The sequence below is a fragment of the Streptomyces sp. NPDC017993 genome (assembly GCF_044328065.1).
In the GTDB taxonomy this organism is placed as follows: domain Bacteria; phylum Actinomycetota; class Actinomycetes; order Streptomycetales; family Streptomycetaceae; genus Streptomyces.
The window spans coordinates 559,826-577,386 of record NZ_JBIRGO010000001.1; the positions used below are offsets into that span (position 1 = coordinate 559,826).

The window sequence follows — 17,561 nt, forward strand, 5'->3', positions numbered from 1 at the left end:
TCCTCCTGACGGGTGGTCCGCTCTCACTCGTACGGCTGCCTGACGCGCTTCCACCTGCGGTGGGGAGCGGCCGCCGGGATCATGCGTACATGGGTCAGCCGCCACCTCCGTCGCCGCAGTCGTCGACGACGCTGTACCGCGCCGGGCGGCGGCGGTGGTCTCGCAAGGGGCGCCGGCACCCTTCGACTCCCGGCGGGCACCGCACGTGGTCCTGGCCCCGGCGGATCCTGGTGACGCTGCTGGTGCTGGTCGTGCTGCTGCTGGCCGGCGTTGCGACGCTGTACGTGTGGGCAGGCAGGCAGGTGCGCCATGTGGACGCGCTGGGCGGCTACGCCGGCCGCCCGACCGCGGGCAAGGGCACGAACTGGCTGCTGATCGGCTCCGACAGCCGCGCCCGGCTGACGCCCGAGCAGCGACGAGAGCTGCATGTCGGCAACAGCGGGAGCCGCAACACCGACACCGTGATGCTGCTGCACTCCGGCGACCGCGGCCCTTCGCTGGTCAGCCTGCCCCGCGACAGCTACCTCCCGGTGCCGGGGCACGGCAGGGGGAAGCTCAACGAGGCGTACGCGGACGGCGGGCCGAAGCTGCTGACCCGGACCGTCGAGCAGGCCACCGGGCTGCGCATCGACCACTACGCCGAGGTGAACTTCCTCGGCTTCGTCGAGGTCGTCGACGCGCTCGGCGGGGTGACGCTGTGTCCGGACAAGCCGCTGCGGGACGAGAAGTCGGGGGCGGACTTCCGGGCGGGCTGCCAGGAGATGAACGGTACGCAGGCGCTGGCGTACGTACGCGCCCGCTACAGCGACCCGGCGGGCGATCTCGGACGGGTGAAGCGGCAGCGGCAGCTGATCAGCGCGGTGGCGAGCGAGATGCTCGGCCCCGGAGTGCTTCTCAACCCCTTCCGGCTGGTGCCGGTGCTGGATGTGTCGCTCGGCGCGATGACGGTGGACGAGGGCTCGGGTGCCTGGGAGTTGGCCGGTCTGGGCTGGTCGATGAGACGAATCGCCGGGGGCGAGGGAACCGCGACGACGGTCCCGCTCTCCGGCCCCGGCGTGTCCGTCGCCGGCTCCGGAGACGTACTGCTGTGGGACGACATCGCGGCGGGGAGACTCTTCCGCGCCTTGCGCAACGATGAGCCAATTCCGACTTCCGGCAACAATTGACGCATCCTGGTGGGATGAGATGGGCGGAGTGTCGCGATAGGGCCGCTTCGGGCAGATCCACAAAGATGTGCGCGGGACTGTGCGGAACCGTGCGGGACCGCGCGACTGCTGTGCGCGGCGGAGAGGGGCTTGAGGGATGAGTGCATCGGTTTCGCCTCACGGGTTCGAGACCGTACGAGGACGTGGCTACCGACCGGACGATGTCGACCGACGTGTGGAGGGACTCTCCGCCGACCGCGACTCGTGCTGGGAGCGCGCCGCGCGGCTGACCGTCCTGTCGAACGAGATGACGGCCGAGCTGTCGGAACTGTGCGCGTACTTGGCGCAGATGCCGCCACAACGGTACGAATCCCTCGGCGAACAGGCCCAGCTGATCCTGACCACCGCGGAATCCGAGGCGGCCCGGCTGCGGGCCGAGGCGGAGGAGGCGGGCGAACGGGCCCATGAGGAAGCCGCGGTCCACGCCGACGAGGTCCGGGACGATGCCGACAGGGTGGCGCACACGCTGCACACCGAGGCGGACGAGTACGCCCGGCACACCGAGGAGGCGGCGTGGGCCGAGGCGACCGCCCTTCTGGACGCGGCCACCAGGGACGCCGAGCAGTGGTGCGACGAAGCGGACCGGGAACTCACGGACGTGCGCCGGCGCACCGCACAGCTGACGGAGGAACAGGAGGAGCGGCAGGCCGAGGAGTGGGACGCGGCCGGTCGTGAACTCCAGGACCGGGAGGTGGAGCTGGACCGGCGTCTCGCGCAACTCGACGCGGAGGGCGAGGCCCGGTTCGCCGCGTGCGAGCGCGAGCACGCCGAGATCGAGGAGGTCCTCCGGCACGAACAGGAGAACGCCGAGGACCGGGGTGCGGAGCTGCTGGCCCAGGCCAGGGCCGAGGTGGAGCGCATCGAGCGCACGACCGCACGCGTCCTGCGCGAGCACGAGGAGGAGCGCGAAGAGGTACGGGCCCACATGACACATGTGCGCAACAGCCTCGCGTCGCTCACCGGCACGGGCCCCGAGGAGGACGAGGCCGGGCAGGCGGTGACGGAGTGGCCTGGGGGAGGGGCTCCCGAGGGGACGGCCTCCGCCGCGGGTGACGGAGCCGCTGCCGGGCCGGGGCCATCGGCGACCGTGCCTCCGCCGGCCCCACAGCCGAAGCGCGGGCCGCTGGTCGCGCCCGCCCCGGCCGACCAGGACGCCGACGCCGGCGGTGCGGACGACAGCGGCTCGGACGTCGCGGACAGCGTGGACGGAGTCGACGACGCCGACGCGGCGGAGGAGCACCCAGGGGAGCAGGAGTACCCAGGGGAGCAGGAGTACGAAGGGGAGCAGGAGTACGACGGGGGCAAGGACGCGGGCGGTGCGCCGGCTGAGGACGGCATGGGCATGGACGCCTACGACCACGGCGACGGCTTCTACGACTACAGCGAGGACTTCGCCGCCGACTACGGCGACAGCGCAGGCACGCCTACCGGGTCGGGCCGGGAGTCGGAAACCGAGCAGGACAGGGACGCGGCCGACCGGCCCGAGGGGGCGGCAGGCGCCGGGCCGGACGACGGAGAAGGCGGCGGGCCGGAGGAGGACACCAGGTCTCCCGTCGACCCCGACGATGAGGACACCCTGGAAACGGAGCTGCCCCGTCTTCAGGGCTGAGGCGCCGCGCGGACGGGCCCGGGCCGTGGAGCAGCCCGGGACGCCCGCGCCGAAGCTGGTCCGGGCCGGGCGGTTCGGCCCGGTCGGCGCGGAGCAGAATCGCCGTGCTCGCACCGCGTACGCCTCCTAGGCTCCGGCCGGCTCGGCCCGCCCCGGTGTCGCCCGGTCCATCGCCCCGTCCCCGGCCCCGGTCGCGGCCCCTGCTCCGGCGCCCTTGCCGGCCTCGGGGGCAGCGCCCGGGGCTGCTGAGCCAGGGACACCCGGGTCGCTGGGGGTACCTGAGGTGCCCTTGCCGTCGGTGTCATCCGTGCCGTCGGCGTCGTCCGTGCCGCCCGTGCCTTCAGCGCCGATCGCGTCGTTCGTGTCCTCCGTCGTCTCCCGCGCGGTGCGGGCATCGGCGTGCACCGGGAAGTGGCGGGGGGCCAGCAGGACCAGGGCGGTCAGGGCGAGGGCGGCGGCCGCGACGGCGCCGAGGTAGACGTGATCGACGGTGCTGTCGACGGCGCGCCGCAGGTAGTCGGTGGCCTGGGCGGTGAGGGAGCCGGCGTGCTCCAGGGCGTGTGAGACGGCGTCGAGGTCACCGGGCAGCCCGGGGCGGATCTCCCGTGGGGCGTGGGCGAGGCGGTCGTTGAGCGTGGCATTGGCGATGGCGCCGAAGAGGGCCGCGCCGATGGACTGGCCGACCTGGCGGCAGAAGAGTATCGAGGCGGTGGCGGTGCCGCGCTCGGCGTAGCCGACCGAGGACTGCACACCGATGATCAGCGGGAGCTGGAAGAGCCCCAGGGCGGCGCCCAGCGCCAGCATGATCAGGGCGGGCTGCCAGGCGGCGCCCGGGTAGGGCAGCAGGGGGAAGGCGAGGAGTATCAGCCCGGCCGCGCCGATGCCGATGACCGCGCAGTTGCGGATGCCGATGCGGTTGTAGACGTGGCTGCTCAGCGCTGCCGAGACCGGCCAGCTCAGGGTCATCACCGAGAGCACGAAGCCGGCGGCTATCGGGCCGAGGCCGAGGACGGACTGGGCGTAGGTGGGCAGGAAGACGGTGGGGGCGACCATCAGCAGGCCCAGGGCGCCGAGGGCGAGGTTGACGGCCGCGATGGTGCGGCGGCGCCAGACCCAGCCGGGGATGATCGGCTCGGCGGCGCGGCGTTCGATGAGGACGGTGGCCGTCGCGCACACCGCGCTGCCGGCGAACAGCAGCAGCGAGGGGGTGGAGAGCCAGGGCCAGGCGACGCCGCCCTGCACGAGGGCGGTCAGCAGCAGACCGCCGCAGGCGAAGATGGCGAGCGCGCCGGGCCAGTCGACACGGGCACGGCGGGCGGGCGCCCCCGCCTCGCTCCCCGGGCCCGCGCCGCGGCTCGCGGCCGTACCGTTCCTCGCCCCCGCCCCGCTCCGCGCGTCCTCGACGAAGTGGCGGAGGATCAGCCAGAGGGCGACCGCGCCGACGGGCAGGTTGACCAGGAAGATCCAGCGCCAGTCGGCGTAGGCGGCGAGCAGCCCGCCGAGGGCGGGGCCCGCGACCGCCGAGGTGGCCCAGACCGAGGAGAGCTTCGCCTGGATCTTGGGGCGTTCCTTCATCGGGTAGAGGTCGGCCGCGATGGTCTGGACGGTGCCCTGGAGGGCGCCGCCGCCCAGGCCCTGCAGGACGCGGAAGGCGATCAGGGAGGCCATGTTCCAGGCGCCGGCGCAGGCCAGGGAGCCGACGAGGAAGAGCACGATGCCGGTGACCAGGATCGGCTTGCGGCCGAAGGTGTCGGAGAGCTTGCCGTAGACGGGCAGGGTGACGGTGACGGCGAGCAGGTAGCCGGAGAAGAGCCAGGAGAAGACGGCGAAGCCGCCGAGGTCGCCGACGATCTGCGGGATCGCGGTGGCGATGATCGTGGAGTCGAGGGCGGCGAGCGCCATGCCGAGCATGAGGGCGGCGACGACCGGGCCGCGCCGGCGGGTGCCGGTCCCTCCCGCCGTGGTGCCCGCGGGGTCCGGACAGTCCGCCTCCCGGTCCGTAGCGCTGGCGCTGTCCCTTGTGGTGCGGCTCACCGGGCCCCCTCCGCAGTTGTGTGTAGCCGACACCATTCCATGCGGGGTCACTGGGCGGAACGGGGCTTCTCGGTGGGTGGACGCCGGGCCGTGGAGCGGTGGCGGGGCGGCGGTGTCCCCTCGCATCGTGGCGCCTGCCTCGGTACGGGCGCCGGGGCCTCCCGGCCCCGTATCCGCTCGGGCCGCGGGGTGTCGGTGGGCGGGCGTAAGGTGGGCAACCCCGGCCCGTTCGACGTGTCGGGCTGCTCGCGTTGTTCGCCTCGCTGGGACGGAAGCCTTTTTCATGAGCCTGACTGGTCTGCTCGACGCCGTCGTACAGGACCCGGCGCTTGCCGAAGCGGTGCAGGCCGCGGCCGACGGGAACCGGCCGCACGTGGACCTGGTGGGCCCGCCCGCGGCCCGTCCCTTCGCGGTGGCCGCCCTCGCCCGCGACGCCGGCCGGCCGGTCCTCGCGGTGACCGCCACCGGCCGTGAGGCGGACGACCTGGCCGCCGCGCTGCGCACCCTGGTGCCGGCCGGTGAGGAACACTCCGTCGTGGAGTTCCCGTCCTGGGAGACGTTGCCGCACGAGCGGCTCTCGCCTCGCTCGGACACCGTCGGACGCCGCCTCGCGGTGCTGCGCAGGCTCGCCCACCCGCGGGCGGACGACGTGATGGCCGGCCCCGTCTCGATCGTCGTCGCGCCCATCCGCTCCGTGCTCCAGCCGCAGGTCAAGGGGCTGGGTGACCTGGTCCCCGTCAGCCTGCGGACGGGCGAGAGCGCCGACCTCGGCGACATCGTCGACGGGCTGGCCGCCGCCGCGTACACCCGCGTCGAACTGGTCGAGAAGCGCGGCGAGTTCGCCGTCCGCGGCGGCATCCTGGATGTCTTCCCCCCGACCGAGGAGCACCCGCTGCGGGTGGAGTTCTGGGGCGACGACGTCGAGGAGATCCGGTATTTCAAGGTCGCCGACCAGCGTTCGCTGGAGGTTGCCGAGCACGGCCTGTGGGCGCCGCCGTGCCGTGAGCTGCTGCTGACCGAAGAGGTCCGGACGCGGGCCGCGGCGCTCGCCGAGCAGCACCCGGAGCTGGGCGAACTGCTCGGCAAGATCGCCGAGGGCATCGCCGTCGAGGGCATGGAATCCCTCGCGCCCGCCCTGGTCGACGAGATGGAACTGCTGCTGGACGTGCTGCCCGAGGCCAGCATGGCCGTGGTGTGCGACCCGGAGCGGGTCCGGACGCGTGCCGCGGACCTGGTGGCCACCAGCCAGGAGTTCCTCCAGGCGTCGTGGGCGGCGAGCGCCGGCGGCGGCGAGGCCCCCATCGATGTGGGCGCGGCCTCGCTGTGGGGGATCGCGGACGTCCGGGAGCGGGCACGCGAGCTGGGCATGATGTGGTGGTCGGTCAGCCAGTTCTCCTCCGGGGACATCGGGCCCGACGCCCCCGCAGGGGAGCTGACGGCGGCCGATGTCGCGGCGGCCGGGGACACCCTCAAGCTCGGCATGCACGCCCCCGACACCTATCGGGGGGACACCGCGCGGGCGCTCGCCGACACCAAGCAGTGGCTCGCCGACGGCTGGCGCACGGTGTATCTCACCGAGGCGCACGGCCCGGCGGCCCGCACCGTCGAGGTGCTCGGCGGCGAGGGCATCCCGGCGCGCATGGAAGCCGAGCTGTCGCAGATCGCGGCGAACGTGGTCCACGTGACCTGCGGTTCCCTCGACAACGGCTTCGTCGACCAGGGCCTGAGGCTCGCGGTTCTGACCGAGACGGATCTGTCCGGGCAGAAGGCGGCGTCCAAGGAGCTGGGCCGGATGCCGGCCCGCCGCCGCAAGACCATCGACCCGCTGACGCTGCAGGCCGGCGACTTCATCGTGCACGAGCAGCACGGCGTGGGCCGCTACATCGAGATGGTGCAGCGCACCGTGCAGGGCGCGACCCGCGAGTACCTCCTCGTCGAGTACGCGCCCGCCAAGCGCGGCCAGCCAGGCGACCGCCTCTACATCCCCACCGACCAGCTGGAGCAGGTCACCAAGTACGTGGGCGGGGAGGCCCCGACGCTGCACCGGCTGGGCGGCGCCGACTGGACGAAGACCAAGGCGCGCGCCAAGAAGGCGGTCAAGGAGATCGCCGCCGACCTGATCAAGCTGTACTCCGCGCGGATGGCGGCCCCGGGCCATGTCTTCGCCCCGGACACGCCCTGGCAGCGGGAGTTGGAGGACGCCTTCCCGTACGCCGAGACGCCTGACCAGCTCACCACCATCGCCGAGGTCAAGGAGGACATGGAGAAGTCGGTCCCGATGGACCGGCTGATCTGCGGCGATGTCGGCTACGGCAAGACCGAGATCGCGGTCCGCGCGGCCTTCAAGGCGGTCCAGGACGGCAAGCAGGTCGCGGTCCTCGTGCCGACCACGCTCCTCGTCCAGCAGCACTTCGGCACGTTCACCGAGCGGTACAGCCAGTTCCCGGTCAAGGTCAGGGCGCTGTCCCGGTTCCAGACCGACACCGAGGCCAAGGCCGTCCTGGAAGGGCTGCGGGAGGGCTCAGTCGACCTCGTCATCGGCACCCACCGGCTGTTCTCCTCGGAGACCAAGTTCAAGGACCTGGGCCTGGTCATCGTCGACGAGGAACAGCGCTTCGGTGTGGAGCACAAGGAGCAGCTGAAGAAGCTGCGCGCCAACGTCGATGTGCTGACCATGTCCGCGACGCCGATCCCCCGGACCCTGGAGATGGCGGTCACCGGCATCCGCGAGATGTCGACGATCACCACCCCGCCCGAGGAGCGGCATCCGGTCCTGACGTTCGTCGGGCCGTACGAGCAGAAGCAGATCGGCGCCGCCATCCGGCGTGAACTGCTGCGCGAGGGCCAGGTCTTCTACATCCACAACCGGGTGGAGTCCATCGACCGGGCCGCCGCGCGGCTGCGCGAGATCGTGCCCGAGGCGCGGATCAGGACCGCGCACGGCCAGATGGGCGAGACGGCGCTCGAGCAGGTCGTCGTCGACTTCTGGGAGAAGAAGTTCGATGTGCTGGTCTCCACGACCATCGTCGAATCGGGCATCGACATCTCCAACGCCAACACCTTGATCGTCGAGCGCGGCGACAACTTCGGCCTCTCCCAACTCCACCAGCTGCGCGGGCGGGTGGGCCGCGGCCGGGACCGCGGCTACGCCTACTTCCTCTACCCGCCGGAGAAGCCGCTCACCGAGACCGCGCACGAGCGGCTCGCGACCATCGCCCAGCACACCGAGATGGGCGCCGGTATGTACGTCGCGATGAAGGACCTGGAGATCCGCGGTGCGGGCAACCTCCTCGGCGGTGAGCAGTCCGGGCACATCGCGGGCGTCGGCTTCGACCTGTACGTCCGGATGGTCGGCGAGGCCGTCGCGGACTACCGGGCGTCGCTGGAAGGCGGTGTGGAGGAGGAGCCGCCGCTGGAGGTCAAGATCGAGCTGCCGGTCGACGCGCACGTCCCGCACGACTACGCGCCGGGCGAGCGGCTGCGGCTGCAGGCGTACCGCGCCATCGCCTCCGCCACGACGGAGGAGGACATCACCGCGGTCCGCGAGGAGCTGACCGACCGCTACGGCAAGATGCCCGAGCCGGTCGAGAATCTGCTGCTGGTCGCCGGGCTGCGGATGCTGGCGCGCTCCTGCGGCGTCGCGGACATCACGCTGCAGGGCTCCAACGTCCGCTTCGGGCCGGTGGAGTTGCGGGAGTCGCAGGAGCTGCGGCTCAAGCGGCTGCATCCGCGGACGGTGCTCAAGCCGGCAACCCGGCAGATCCTGGTGCCCCGCCCGACCACCGGCAAGATCGGCGGCAAGCCGCTGGTCGGTCGGGAACTGCTGTCGTGGGTGGGGGAGTTCCTGACGACGATCGTGGGGTCGTAGCCCTCGAAAGCGGACCGGCGCGGCCCGTTGCGTGCCACGCCGGTCCGGTCGGTGCACCCGTTTCAGTGCACCTGTTCAGCGATCCGGCGCGCGCAGGCGTCCGGTGTGGCGTCGGCGGTGTCGACCTCCAGGTCGTAGCGGACGCCCTGGTGGACGAGGTCGGCCTGGGCGGCGGCCATGCCCACCACCCGGTCGCCGCGGGCCCGTTCGCGTGCCGCGGCGACCTCGGGGGCGCAGCGGACGCCGACCCACAGGACCTCCAGGCCGTCCAGCGCGGATCGCCACCGCTGCTGGCCCTCGTGGCCGCCGAGGAACACCTCGTCGAGGATGACGCCGGTGCCGCCGCGGGCCATCGCGGCGATGCCGTTGCGCCAGGCGGACTCCAGGGCCCGGTAGGCGGGGCCGACAGTGACCTGCCCGTCGGGCGCGACGAGCAGACCGTCCGCCGAGTCCTGCAGGGTCGGTGGGAGGGCATCGCCGAAGGTGTCGACACCGAAGGTCAGCCAGGGGCGGGGCAGGGCGTGCTGAAGGGCGCGGGCCAGGGACGAGGTGCCGGAACTGGAACCGCCGTTGAGGACGATCACGTCGGTGGTCATCGCGCCACCCTAGGCAGTCAGCGGGCGGCCGTCCTGCGAAATACGACGAGGTCCGCGACGCCGCCGAGGGGCGCGTACTTCGCCTCCGGGTGGCGGCGCGCGGCGTCGGCGAGGGCCTGCTGCGGGGAGCGGTTGTCGTGCAGTTGCACCGCGATGTAGTCGGGGGAGATGCCGTCGGTGTCGCCGGTCCACAGCACACGGGTGCGGCCGGTCAGACGGCTCAGCGGCCGGATGTCGGCCTCCACGGTCGCGCCGTCCGGTATCCGCTCCAGCAGCCGCTCGGCGGCGGTGACGGCCGGCGGCTTGCGGTAGGTGACCGGCTCGGTGAGGCGGGCCAGCGGGAGCGTGGTGGTCAGCGCGAGCGCGGCGGCGAGCGCGGCGGACGGCAGGTGCAGGGCGTACGCGCGCAGCCAGGGCCGGGCGGAGAAGCGGGCGCGGGCGAGGGCGTCGACGAGGGCGAGGAAGACCACCGGCATCAGGACGGCGTTGTAGTGCCAGTCGATGCCCCAGTAGTGCGGATCGTGGGAGAGGAACCGCCAGCCGACGGTGGGCAGCGCGACCAGCAGAAGCGGAGAGCGCAGCGCGAGCAGGCCGGTGGTGGGCAGCAGGATCCACAGGGTGGTGCGGACGGCGGTGTCGACCGCGATGGTGGGAGCGTCGCCCTCGCCGCCGAGTTTGGACCAGTAGTCGTAGGAGCCGGAGCCGTTGAAGGCGGGGATGACCAGACCCAGGGTGACGGCGGTGGCGGTGATGCCGAACGCGACCAGGGCGATGGCCGCCGGGGTGGCCCTGCGGGTGCGGATCAGCACGAGCGCGCCGACGGCGGCGGCGGTCACCCCCAGATCCTCCTTGACCAGCACCAGGGGCGCGGCCCAGCAGACCGCCGCGGTCCACCGCCCGCGCAGCACCGCTTCGAGGGCGAAGGCGAGCAGCGGCAGCGCGAAGGCGATCTCGTGGAAGTCGAAGTCGACCGCCTTCTGCACGCCCCAGGACAGGCCGTAGGCGAGGCCGACGGCCAGCCCCCGGGCGCGGCCGAGGTAGCGGGCGGCGGCCCGGGTGACCGGCAGGGCGGACAGCGCGAACAGCGCGGCCTGCGCGGTGAGCAGGGTCACGGGGGAGGGGAGCAGCCGGTAGAAGGGGGCGAGCAGGATCAGTACGGGGCTGAAGTGGTCGCCGAGGATGTTGGTGCCCGGCCCCTTGAGGTCGACGACCGGCGCCGAGAGGTGCGCGTAGCCGCGTACGGCCTGCTCGAAGATGCCCAGGTCCCATGACGCGGTGCCCATCGAGCGGAAGCGGCACAGGGACAGCGTCGCGTAGGCGAGGAAGAGGAACGCGGCCGTCCAGTACGGGTCGAGGCGGGGCGCTCGCAGGCGCTGCGCGATGCGCCGCAGCGGGCCGGCCGGCACGCCATCGGTGGCCGCGGTCGCGGGGCCGGCGCCGGTGGCTGCCCGGGGCGGATGCCCGGTGCTGCCGTCCGCCGCCGTTGCTGCGGCCGTGTCCATGCGGGTCCTCACTCTCAACTTCCGAAAAGATACTCGAAGCGGCGAACCGGTCGGCCCCGGTGGCCGACGCTGTACCTGCTGCCCGCACCCCTCCGAGGCCCCGGATTGGACGCCGCTTTGATACGGACCGCGCTCCCCGCCTTTCCCCGCGACCGCCGCGAAACGGGAGAGGCCCGCGCCGCCGCACCTGCCCTGACCGCCGCCGCCGTCACCGCGCTCGCCGCCCTGCTCGCCCTCACCGGCTGCTCGCCGTACGAAGGCCATGGCGGCAGTGACTCAGACGCGGGCGCGAGCCCGTCCGTTCCCGCGCCGGAGGGGCGCGGGGGCAGCGCGCTGCGCGCGGTGGCCTCCCTCGACGTCAAGGGCCGTGCCCCGAAGACCGGTTACGACCGGGACCGGTTCGGCTCGCCCTGGGCGGACACCGACAGCAACGGCTGCGGGACCCGGGACGACATCCTCAAGCGCGATCTGCGGGCCACCGCCTTCCGCGACGGCGACTGCGTCGTGGTGTCGGGCACCTTGGCCGAGGACCCGTACACCGGGCGGTCGCTGCGCTACGAGCGCGGCCGCAGCAAGGTCGACATCGATCATGTGGTGGCGCTGTCGGACGCCTGGCAGAAGGGCGCGCAGCAGTGGCCGGGGCGCAAGCGGGTGGCCTTGGCCAATGACCCGCTGAATCTGATCGCGGTGGACGCCTCGGCCAACCGGCAGAAGGGCGACGGCGACGCGGCGACCTGGCTGCCCGCGTTCAAGGGCGCCCGCTGCGACTACGTCGCGCACCAGGTGGCGGTGAAGAAGAAGTACGGGCTGTGGGTGACGCGGGGCGAGCGGGACGCGATGGCGCGGGTGCTGAACTCCTGCCCGCAGGAACGCCTCCCGGCGGGCGGCGGCCCCACCGAGGCACCGGCGCGGTTCTCGGCGAGGTAGTGCGGACGTCCCCGACACCCGAACGCCACCGGGTCGAACCGTTAACGGGCGGAACCCTCACCGGGAGAGATCGTTGGCCGAAGCAGTGGCCTGGGCCACGCCGACTCCATAGCATCGATCACTCAAGGTCGAGACTCCGTCGCACGATCTGCCGGGAGGCCAAGTGTTCCGCCGTAGGACAGCGCTCTCCGTATCCGCCCTCGCCGCTCTGGCCGCAGCCCCGCTGTTGGCCGCCTGCGGCACCGACGCGCACCCCGGTGCCGCGGCAGTGGTGGACGGGAAGCGGATCACCGTCTCGCAGCTGCAGGCGAAGGTGCGGGATGTGCGCGAAGCCCAGGGCAAGTCGCCGCAGGGCGGGCAGATGATCAGCAGCACCGGCCGGCTGAGCCTTGCCACCCTCAACGGAATGATCTTCGACGAGGTGCTGGAGCGCGCCGCGCAGGACGCCGGCGTCGAGGTCACCCGCCGCGACATCCAGAAGTGGCGGGCGGCGGCCGAGAAGCGGGCGGGCGGCGCGGAACGGCTGCAGGCGCTGTGGCTCCAGCAGGCCATCGCCCCCGACGAGATCGACGCCATGGTCCGCAACCAGCTGCTGCTCGACGGCGTCGCCGAGCACCTGGGAGCCGACCGCGGGCAGCCGCAGGGCCAGCAGAAGCTCGCCCAGACGCTGTCGAAGACCTCCCGGTCCATGGGCATCGACGTCAACCCGCGGTTCGGCACCTGGGACGACCAGGAGGTCATCCTCGGTGAGACCAAGGACCCCTGGATCACCACCGAGCGCCCCGCGGAGCAGCAGCAGACCTGAGCGGGAGGCCCGGCTGCGGGGGCGGAGCGTGGGGGAAGCCGACCGGCGCCGGGGCTGTCGGCGGGGTGCGTTACGTTCGATGCGTGAACGCTGACGCCTCCCACGCCGACTCCGGCGCCGACGCCCCTTCCCAGGGCGGCGGCACCGGTCGCCTGGTCCTCCTCACCACCAGCCACCGTGTCGCTCCGGGACTGCTGTCCTGGCCCGCGTGGCAGACGCTGCGCACGGCCGGGCGGGTCCTGTGCGCCGACCCCGGCCATCCGCAGCTGCCCTATCTGCGGGAGGCCGGTATCGAGGTGGAGGAGGCATCCCTCTCCGCGCGCGACCTCGTCGACCACTGCGTGGCCGGGGACCGTACCGCCGTCGTGCTGACCTCCGCGGCCGGCGAGAGCGCGCTGACCGACGGCCTTGCGCGGCTGGCCGGCTCCGGCCGGGAGACCATGCCCGACCTGGAGCTGCTGCCCGGCTCCTACGACCTGCCCGGCGCCCGGCTGCTGGACCTCGTCCAGGTCATGGACCGCATCCGCGCCGAATGTCCGTGGAGCAGTATCCGTACGCACCACGACCTCGCCAAGTACGGCCTTGAGGAGGCCTACGAGCTGGTCGAGGCCATCGAGGAGGACGACCGCGAGGCGCTGCGCGAGGAGCTGGGTGATGTGCTGCTCCAGGTCGTCTTCCACGCCCGGATCGCGCAGGACGACCCCGACGAGCCGTTCTCCCTCGACGATGTCGCGGGCGGCATCGTCGAGAAGCTGATCCGCCGCCATCCGCATGTCTTCGGGGACGCGGCCGCCACCACCCCCGACGAGGTCAAGGCGCACTGGCTGCGCACCAAGGCGGTGGAGAAGCAGCGGGAGTCGGTGACCGACGGCGTACCGCCGGCCCAGCCCGCGCTGGCGCTGGCCGGCAAGCTCGCCTCCCGGGCCCGTACGGCCGGTATCGAGGCCGAGCCGGCGGGCGAGGGCGTCGGCTACGACCTGCTGGCGCTGGCCGTCCGGGCGGAGGCCGAGGGCACCGACCCGGAGACCGCGCTGCGCGCCGCTGCCCGCACCTACCGCGACGCGATCCGCGCCGCGGAGGGACTGCCGCCTGCGGGCCGGTCCTCCGCGGAGGACGAGAGCGCAGCCGACGACGAGCTGTTCGACTGAGCCGGCTGAGCCGACGGGGCCCCGGCGCCGTCCTCCGCCGCCGGGCGGCCCGCACCGTCGTCGTGCCGCCCGGACTTCCGGCGCAGGCGGTCGGCGAGCCACACCGCCGCGACGGCCGCTGCCAGCGCCGCGCCCAGAACGCACACCCCGCCCCAGCCGGCCGCGCCCCAGACCACCGAGGTGAGCGCGGAGCCGACCGCGCCACCGGCGAAGTAGCTCGCCATGTAGGCGGAGTTGAGGCGGTTGCGGGCCTCGGGACGGACCGCGTAGACCACGTTCTGGTTGCTGACGTGCACCGCCTGCACGGCGAGATCCAGCACGATCACCCCGGCCAGCAGGGCCGCGAGCGCCCACGCCCCGCCGGCCCCACCGGCCGCCAGCAGACCCCAGGACCCCAGCAGCAGGAACGCCCCCGCGCCGGTCACCCGGTGCACCAGGCCCCGGTCCGCCAGCCGCCCGGCCGCTGACGCGGACAGCGAACCGGCCGCCCCCACCAGCCCCAGCAGCCCGATGGCCGACTCCTGCCAGCCGTAGGCCGGGCCGGACATCAAGAACGCGACGGCCGTCCACAGCACGCTGAAGCCGGCGAAGGCCAGCGCTCCTATCGCGGCCCGCCACCGCAGCACCGGCTCCTGCGCGAACAGCGCGAGCGTCGAGCGCAGCAGCGCCGGATAGCGCAGGCCCGCGGTGGTGCGGAGCGTGGGCAGCCGGAGGCGCAGCAGCAACGCCACCAGCAGCATCAGCGCCGCGTTGACCCAGTACACGGTGCGCCAGCCGCCGAGTTCGGCGAGCAGTCCGGAGGCCGTACGGGCCAGCAGGATGCCCAGCAGCAGCCCGGTCATGACCGTGCCGACGGTCCGGCCGCGTTCGGACGGTGCCGAAAGCGTCGCCGCGTACGGCACCAGCACCTGGGCGGCCACCGACGCCAGACCGGTCAGCGCGGTGCCGGTCAGCAGCAGCGCCGCGTTGGGCGCGCTCGCCGTCACGGTCAGGAAGCCCGCGGTGGCCACGCAGAGGGTGACCGCCAGCCGGCGCCGCTCCAGCAGATCGCCGAGCGGCACGAGCAGCAGCAGCCCGAGCCCGTAGCCGACCTGGGCGACGGTCACCACCAGCGCGGCGGTGGACGAGGACAGCCGCAGATCGTGGCCGATGACGTCCAGCAGCGGCTGGGCGAAGTAGTTGCCTGCGACGGACAGGCCGGTGGCGACCGACATCAGCAGCAGCGTGCCGCGCCCCAGCCGGCCGGTGTCCGCGTCCGGCTCCGCCGTGCTCCGCTGTTCCGGCCCCGGCGTCTGCTCGGGCTCCATGAGGGGTGTCCTTTCCCGCCGCCCGAAGCCACCGTGGCTCCGGGCCCGCCCAGCCTGCGCCCCCGACGATCGATGAGTCCAACGCATAGTTGTCATCACACTCATCGTGGAACGCGATCGATGGCTACGATCGGGAGATGGAGCTCCAGCAGATGCGGTACGTGGTCGCGGTCGCCGAGACGGGCGGCTTCACCCGGGCCGCCGAGCGCTGCCATGTGGTGCAGTCCGCCCTCAGCCACCAGATCGCCCGGCTGGAGAAGGAGCTCGGCGCGCGGCTCTTCCACCGCACCAGCCGCAGCGTTCGGCTGACCGCCGCGGGCGAGGTCTTCGTGCCGGTCGCCCGGCAGGCCCTGCAGGCGGCGGACCGGGCCCGCGCCGAGGTGGAGGCGACGACCGGAGAGGTGCGCGGACGCCTGGCGGTCGGCGCGATCTCGACGGTCGCGGCGGTCGACCTCGCCCGGGAGCTGGGTGCGTTCCGCGCCCGCTGTCCACAGGTGCGCGTCAGCCTGCGGATGGACATGAGCGATGACCTGATCGAGCAGGTCCGACAAGGGGGCCTGGATGTCGCCTTCGTCGGTCTGGTTCCCGGCGCGCACACCGTGGGCGTGCGGGAGAAGGAGCTGGCGCGCGGCGAACTGGTCGCGGTCGTACCGCCCGGCCATCCACTGGCCCGGCAGGAGTGGACGCGTCTGACGCGGCTCGCCGAGGAGACCTTCGTCGACTTCACCGCGGGCTCGGCCGCCCGCCGCCAGCGCGACGAGGCGTTCCGCGCGGCGGGCCTGACGTCCGAGGTGGCGTTCGAGGTGACGACCGTGGAGTTCCTGGCGAAGCTGGTACGCGCCGGGCTGGGCGTCGGCATGGTGCCCGAGGCCATTGCCTCCGAGCTGCCCGGACTGCACATCCTGCGGGTGCGGCCGGCGCCCGAGCGCAGCGAGCGCGTGGTGTGGAGCGGCCTGGGCCCGTCGCCGTCGGCCGCCGCGTTCCTCGCGGGCCTGGGTGTGGAGCCGGGACAGGGGTAGCGCGCGGGGCGCGGTGCCGGGACCCACCCGCGGTCGCCGGGGCCCGCGAAGTCTCCGCGCCGACCTACCCGCCGCTCGCGCGCCCGCGCGGGCCGAGACTCCGCGGGCGCGCCGGTGTACGCCCACCGGTTACGGTCGGTGGGTGCACGACAAGCCCGACGCCACCCCCGCCGACGCCCCCGCGAGCTGCCCGGCAGGCTCCGCGGCCGCGCCCGCCCCCGAGCTGTTCACCTGGGAGTTCGCCTCCGACCCGTACCCCGCGTACGCCTGGCTGCGCACACACTCGCCGGTCCACAGGACCGCACTGCCCAGCGGCGTCGACGCCTGGCTGGTGACCCGCTACACCGACGCGCGGCAGGCGCTCGCCGACCCCCGGCTCTCCAAGAACCCCCAGCACCACAGCGAGGCCGCACACGGCAAGGGCAAGGTCGGCATCCCGGGGGAGCGCAGCGCCAACCTGATGACGCATCTGCTCAACATCGACCCCCCGGACCACACCCGGCTCCGCCGCCTGGTGGCGAAGGCCTTCACCCCGCGCCGGGTCGCGGCCTTCGCCCCCCGGGTGCAGGAGCTGACCGACTCCCTCATCGACGCCATGATCGCCAAGGGGCCGGACGCGGAGACGGGAGCGGCGGACCTCATCCACGAGTTCGCCTTCCCGCTCCCCATCTACGCGATCTGCGATCTGCTCGGCGTCCCGCGCGAGGACCAGGACGACTTCCGGGACTGGGCCGGGATGATGATCCGGCACGGCGGCGGACCGCGCGGCGGGGTCGCGCGGTCGGTGAAGAAGATGCGCGGGTATCTCGCCGAACTGATCCACCGCAAGCGTGAGTCCCTCGGCGACGAGGCGGACGAGGACCTGATCTCCGGCCTGATCCGCGCCTCCGACCACGGTGAGCACCTCAGCGAGAACGAGGTCGCGGCGATGGCCTTCATCCTGCTCTTCGCCGGCTTCGAGACCACCGTCAATCTCATCGGCAACGGCACCTACGCGCTGCTGCGCAACCCCGCGCAGCGTGAACTGCTGCAGAAGTCGATGGAGGCGGGCGACACCGAGCTGCTCGCCACCGGCATCGAGGAGCTGCTGCGCTACGACGGCCCGGTGGAGCTGGCGACGTGGCGGTTCGCGACGGAGGAGCTGACGCTGGGCGGGCAGCGCATCGCCGCGGGCGACCCGGTCCTGGTGGTGCTGGCCGCGGCGGATCGCGACCCGGAGCGGTTCACCGAGCCGGACACCCTCGACCTCACCCGGCGCGACAACCAGCACCTGGGATACGGGCACGGCATCCACTACTGCCTGGGCGCACCGCTGGCCCGGCTCGAAGGACAGACCGCCCTCGCGACGCTGCTGACCCGGCTGCCGGATATCCGGCTTGCCGCGGAACCGGATGATTTGCGCTGGCGGGGCGGCCTCATCATGCGCGGACTGCGTTCACTTCCGGTGGAGTTCACGCCTCCGCGGCCCTGACCGGGGAAGGGTCCGAAATTGACGCTCCGTCACCCGTGTGACCTTTACGTGATCTCCACTACACCGACTT

At 73.1% G+C, this 17,561-nt stretch carries 12 protein-coding genes; 8 read left to right on the forward strand and 4 right to left on the reverse strand.

Annotated features, from left to right (window positions below):
• The first annotated feature begins 89 nt into the window (after positions 1–89).
• Both ACH4FH_RS02670 and ACH4FH_RS02675 read left to right on the forward strand, forming a co-directional pair.
• The gene (locus tag ACH4FH_RS02670; protein WP_398553885.1) at positions 90–1,166 is read left to right on the forward strand and encodes an LCP family protein; all 1,077 of its coding nucleotides are present in this window, start codon (positions 90–92) and stop codon (positions 1,164–1,166) included.
• 136 nt (positions 1,167–1,302) lie between these two features.
• Positions 1,303–2,814: a hypothetical protein gene (locus tag ACH4FH_RS02675; protein WP_398553886.1), complete on the forward strand. Its 1,512-nt coding sequence runs from the start codon at positions 1,303–1,305 to the stop codon at positions 2,812–2,814.
• A 126-nt stretch (positions 2,815–2,940) separates the two neighbouring features.
• Here ACH4FH_RS02675 and ACH4FH_RS02680 read toward each other — a convergent pair whose 3' ends face one another.
• A complete protein-coding gene (locus ACH4FH_RS02680; protein WP_398553887.1) occupies positions 2,941–4,848 on the reverse strand; it encodes an MFS transporter in 1,908 nt (635 codons plus the stop codon).
• Positions 4,849–5,131: 283 nt separating this feature from the next.
• On the opposite strand from ACH4FH_RS02680, the gene mfd reads away from it, so the two are divergent.
• Positions 5,132–8,716 carry a transcription-repair coupling factor gene (gene mfd, locus ACH4FH_RS02685; RefSeq protein ID WP_398553888.1) on the forward strand — a complete coding sequence of 1,195 codons (3,585 nt, stop codon included), beginning with the start codon at positions 5,132–5,134 and terminating at the stop codon, positions 8,714–8,716.
• Positions 8,717–8,778: 62 nt separating this feature from the next.
• Here mfd and cpt read toward each other — a convergent pair whose 3' ends face one another.
• Both cpt and ACH4FH_RS02695 read right to left on the reverse strand, forming a co-directional pair.
• Complete coding sequence (gene cpt, locus ACH4FH_RS02690; RefSeq protein WP_398553889.1) at positions 8,779–9,312, reverse strand: chloramphenicol phosphotransferase CPT; 534 nt, start codon at positions 9,310–9,312, stop codon at positions 8,779–8,781.
• Positions 9,313–9,329: 17 nt separating this feature from the next.
• A complete protein-coding gene (locus tag ACH4FH_RS02695) occupies positions 9,330–10,814 on the reverse strand; it encodes a DUF2079 domain-containing protein (RefSeq protein ID WP_398553890.1) in 1,485 nt (494 codons plus the stop codon).
• A 192-nt stretch (positions 10,815–11,006) separates the two neighbouring features.
• Between ACH4FH_RS02695 and ACH4FH_RS02700 the strand changes: the two genes are divergently transcribed.
• From ACH4FH_RS02700 to ACH4FH_RS02710, 3 genes are all read left to right on the forward strand, one after another.
• A complete protein-coding gene (locus ACH4FH_RS02700; RefSeq protein WP_398553982.1) occupies positions 11,007–11,741 on the forward strand; it encodes an HNH endonuclease family protein in 735 nt (244 codons plus the stop codon).
• Between the two features lie 163 nt (positions 11,742–11,904).
• Positions 11,905–12,546 (forward strand): SurA N-terminal domain-containing protein, encoded by a 642-nt coding sequence (locus ACH4FH_RS02705; protein WP_398553891.1) that lies wholly within the window; start codon positions 11,905–11,907, stop codon positions 12,544–12,546.
• Positions 12,547–12,629: 83 nt separating this feature from the next.
• A complete protein-coding gene (locus ACH4FH_RS02710; protein WP_398553892.1) occupies positions 12,630–13,694 on the forward strand; it encodes a nucleoside triphosphate pyrophosphohydrolase in 1,065 nt (354 codons plus the stop codon).
• Here ACH4FH_RS02710 and ACH4FH_RS02715 read toward each other — a convergent pair.
• Positions 13,598–15,001 carry an MFS transporter gene (locus ACH4FH_RS02715; protein ID WP_398553893.1) on the reverse strand — a complete coding sequence of 468 codons (1,404 nt, stop codon included), beginning with the start codon at positions 14,999–15,001 and terminating at the stop codon, positions 13,598–13,600. The two genes, ACH4FH_RS02710 and ACH4FH_RS02715, sit on opposite strands and share 97 nt — an antisense overlap.
• A gap of 137 nt (positions 15,002–15,138) precedes the next feature.
• Between ACH4FH_RS02715 and ACH4FH_RS02720 the strand changes: the two genes are divergently transcribed.
• Both ACH4FH_RS02720 and ACH4FH_RS02725 read left to right on the forward strand, forming a co-directional pair.
• Positions 15,139–16,020, forward strand: a complete 882-nt coding sequence (locus ACH4FH_RS02720) for a LysR family transcriptional regulator (RefSeq protein WP_398553894.1) — start codon at positions 15,139–15,141, stop codon at positions 16,018–16,020.
• Between the two features lie 142 nt (positions 16,021–16,162).
• On the forward strand, positions 16,163–17,491 hold the full coding sequence (locus tag ACH4FH_RS02725; RefSeq protein ID WP_398553895.1) for a cytochrome P450: 1,329 nt from the start codon (positions 16,163–16,165) through the stop codon (positions 17,489–17,491).
• The last annotated feature ends 70 nt before the right edge of the window (positions 17,492–17,561 follow it).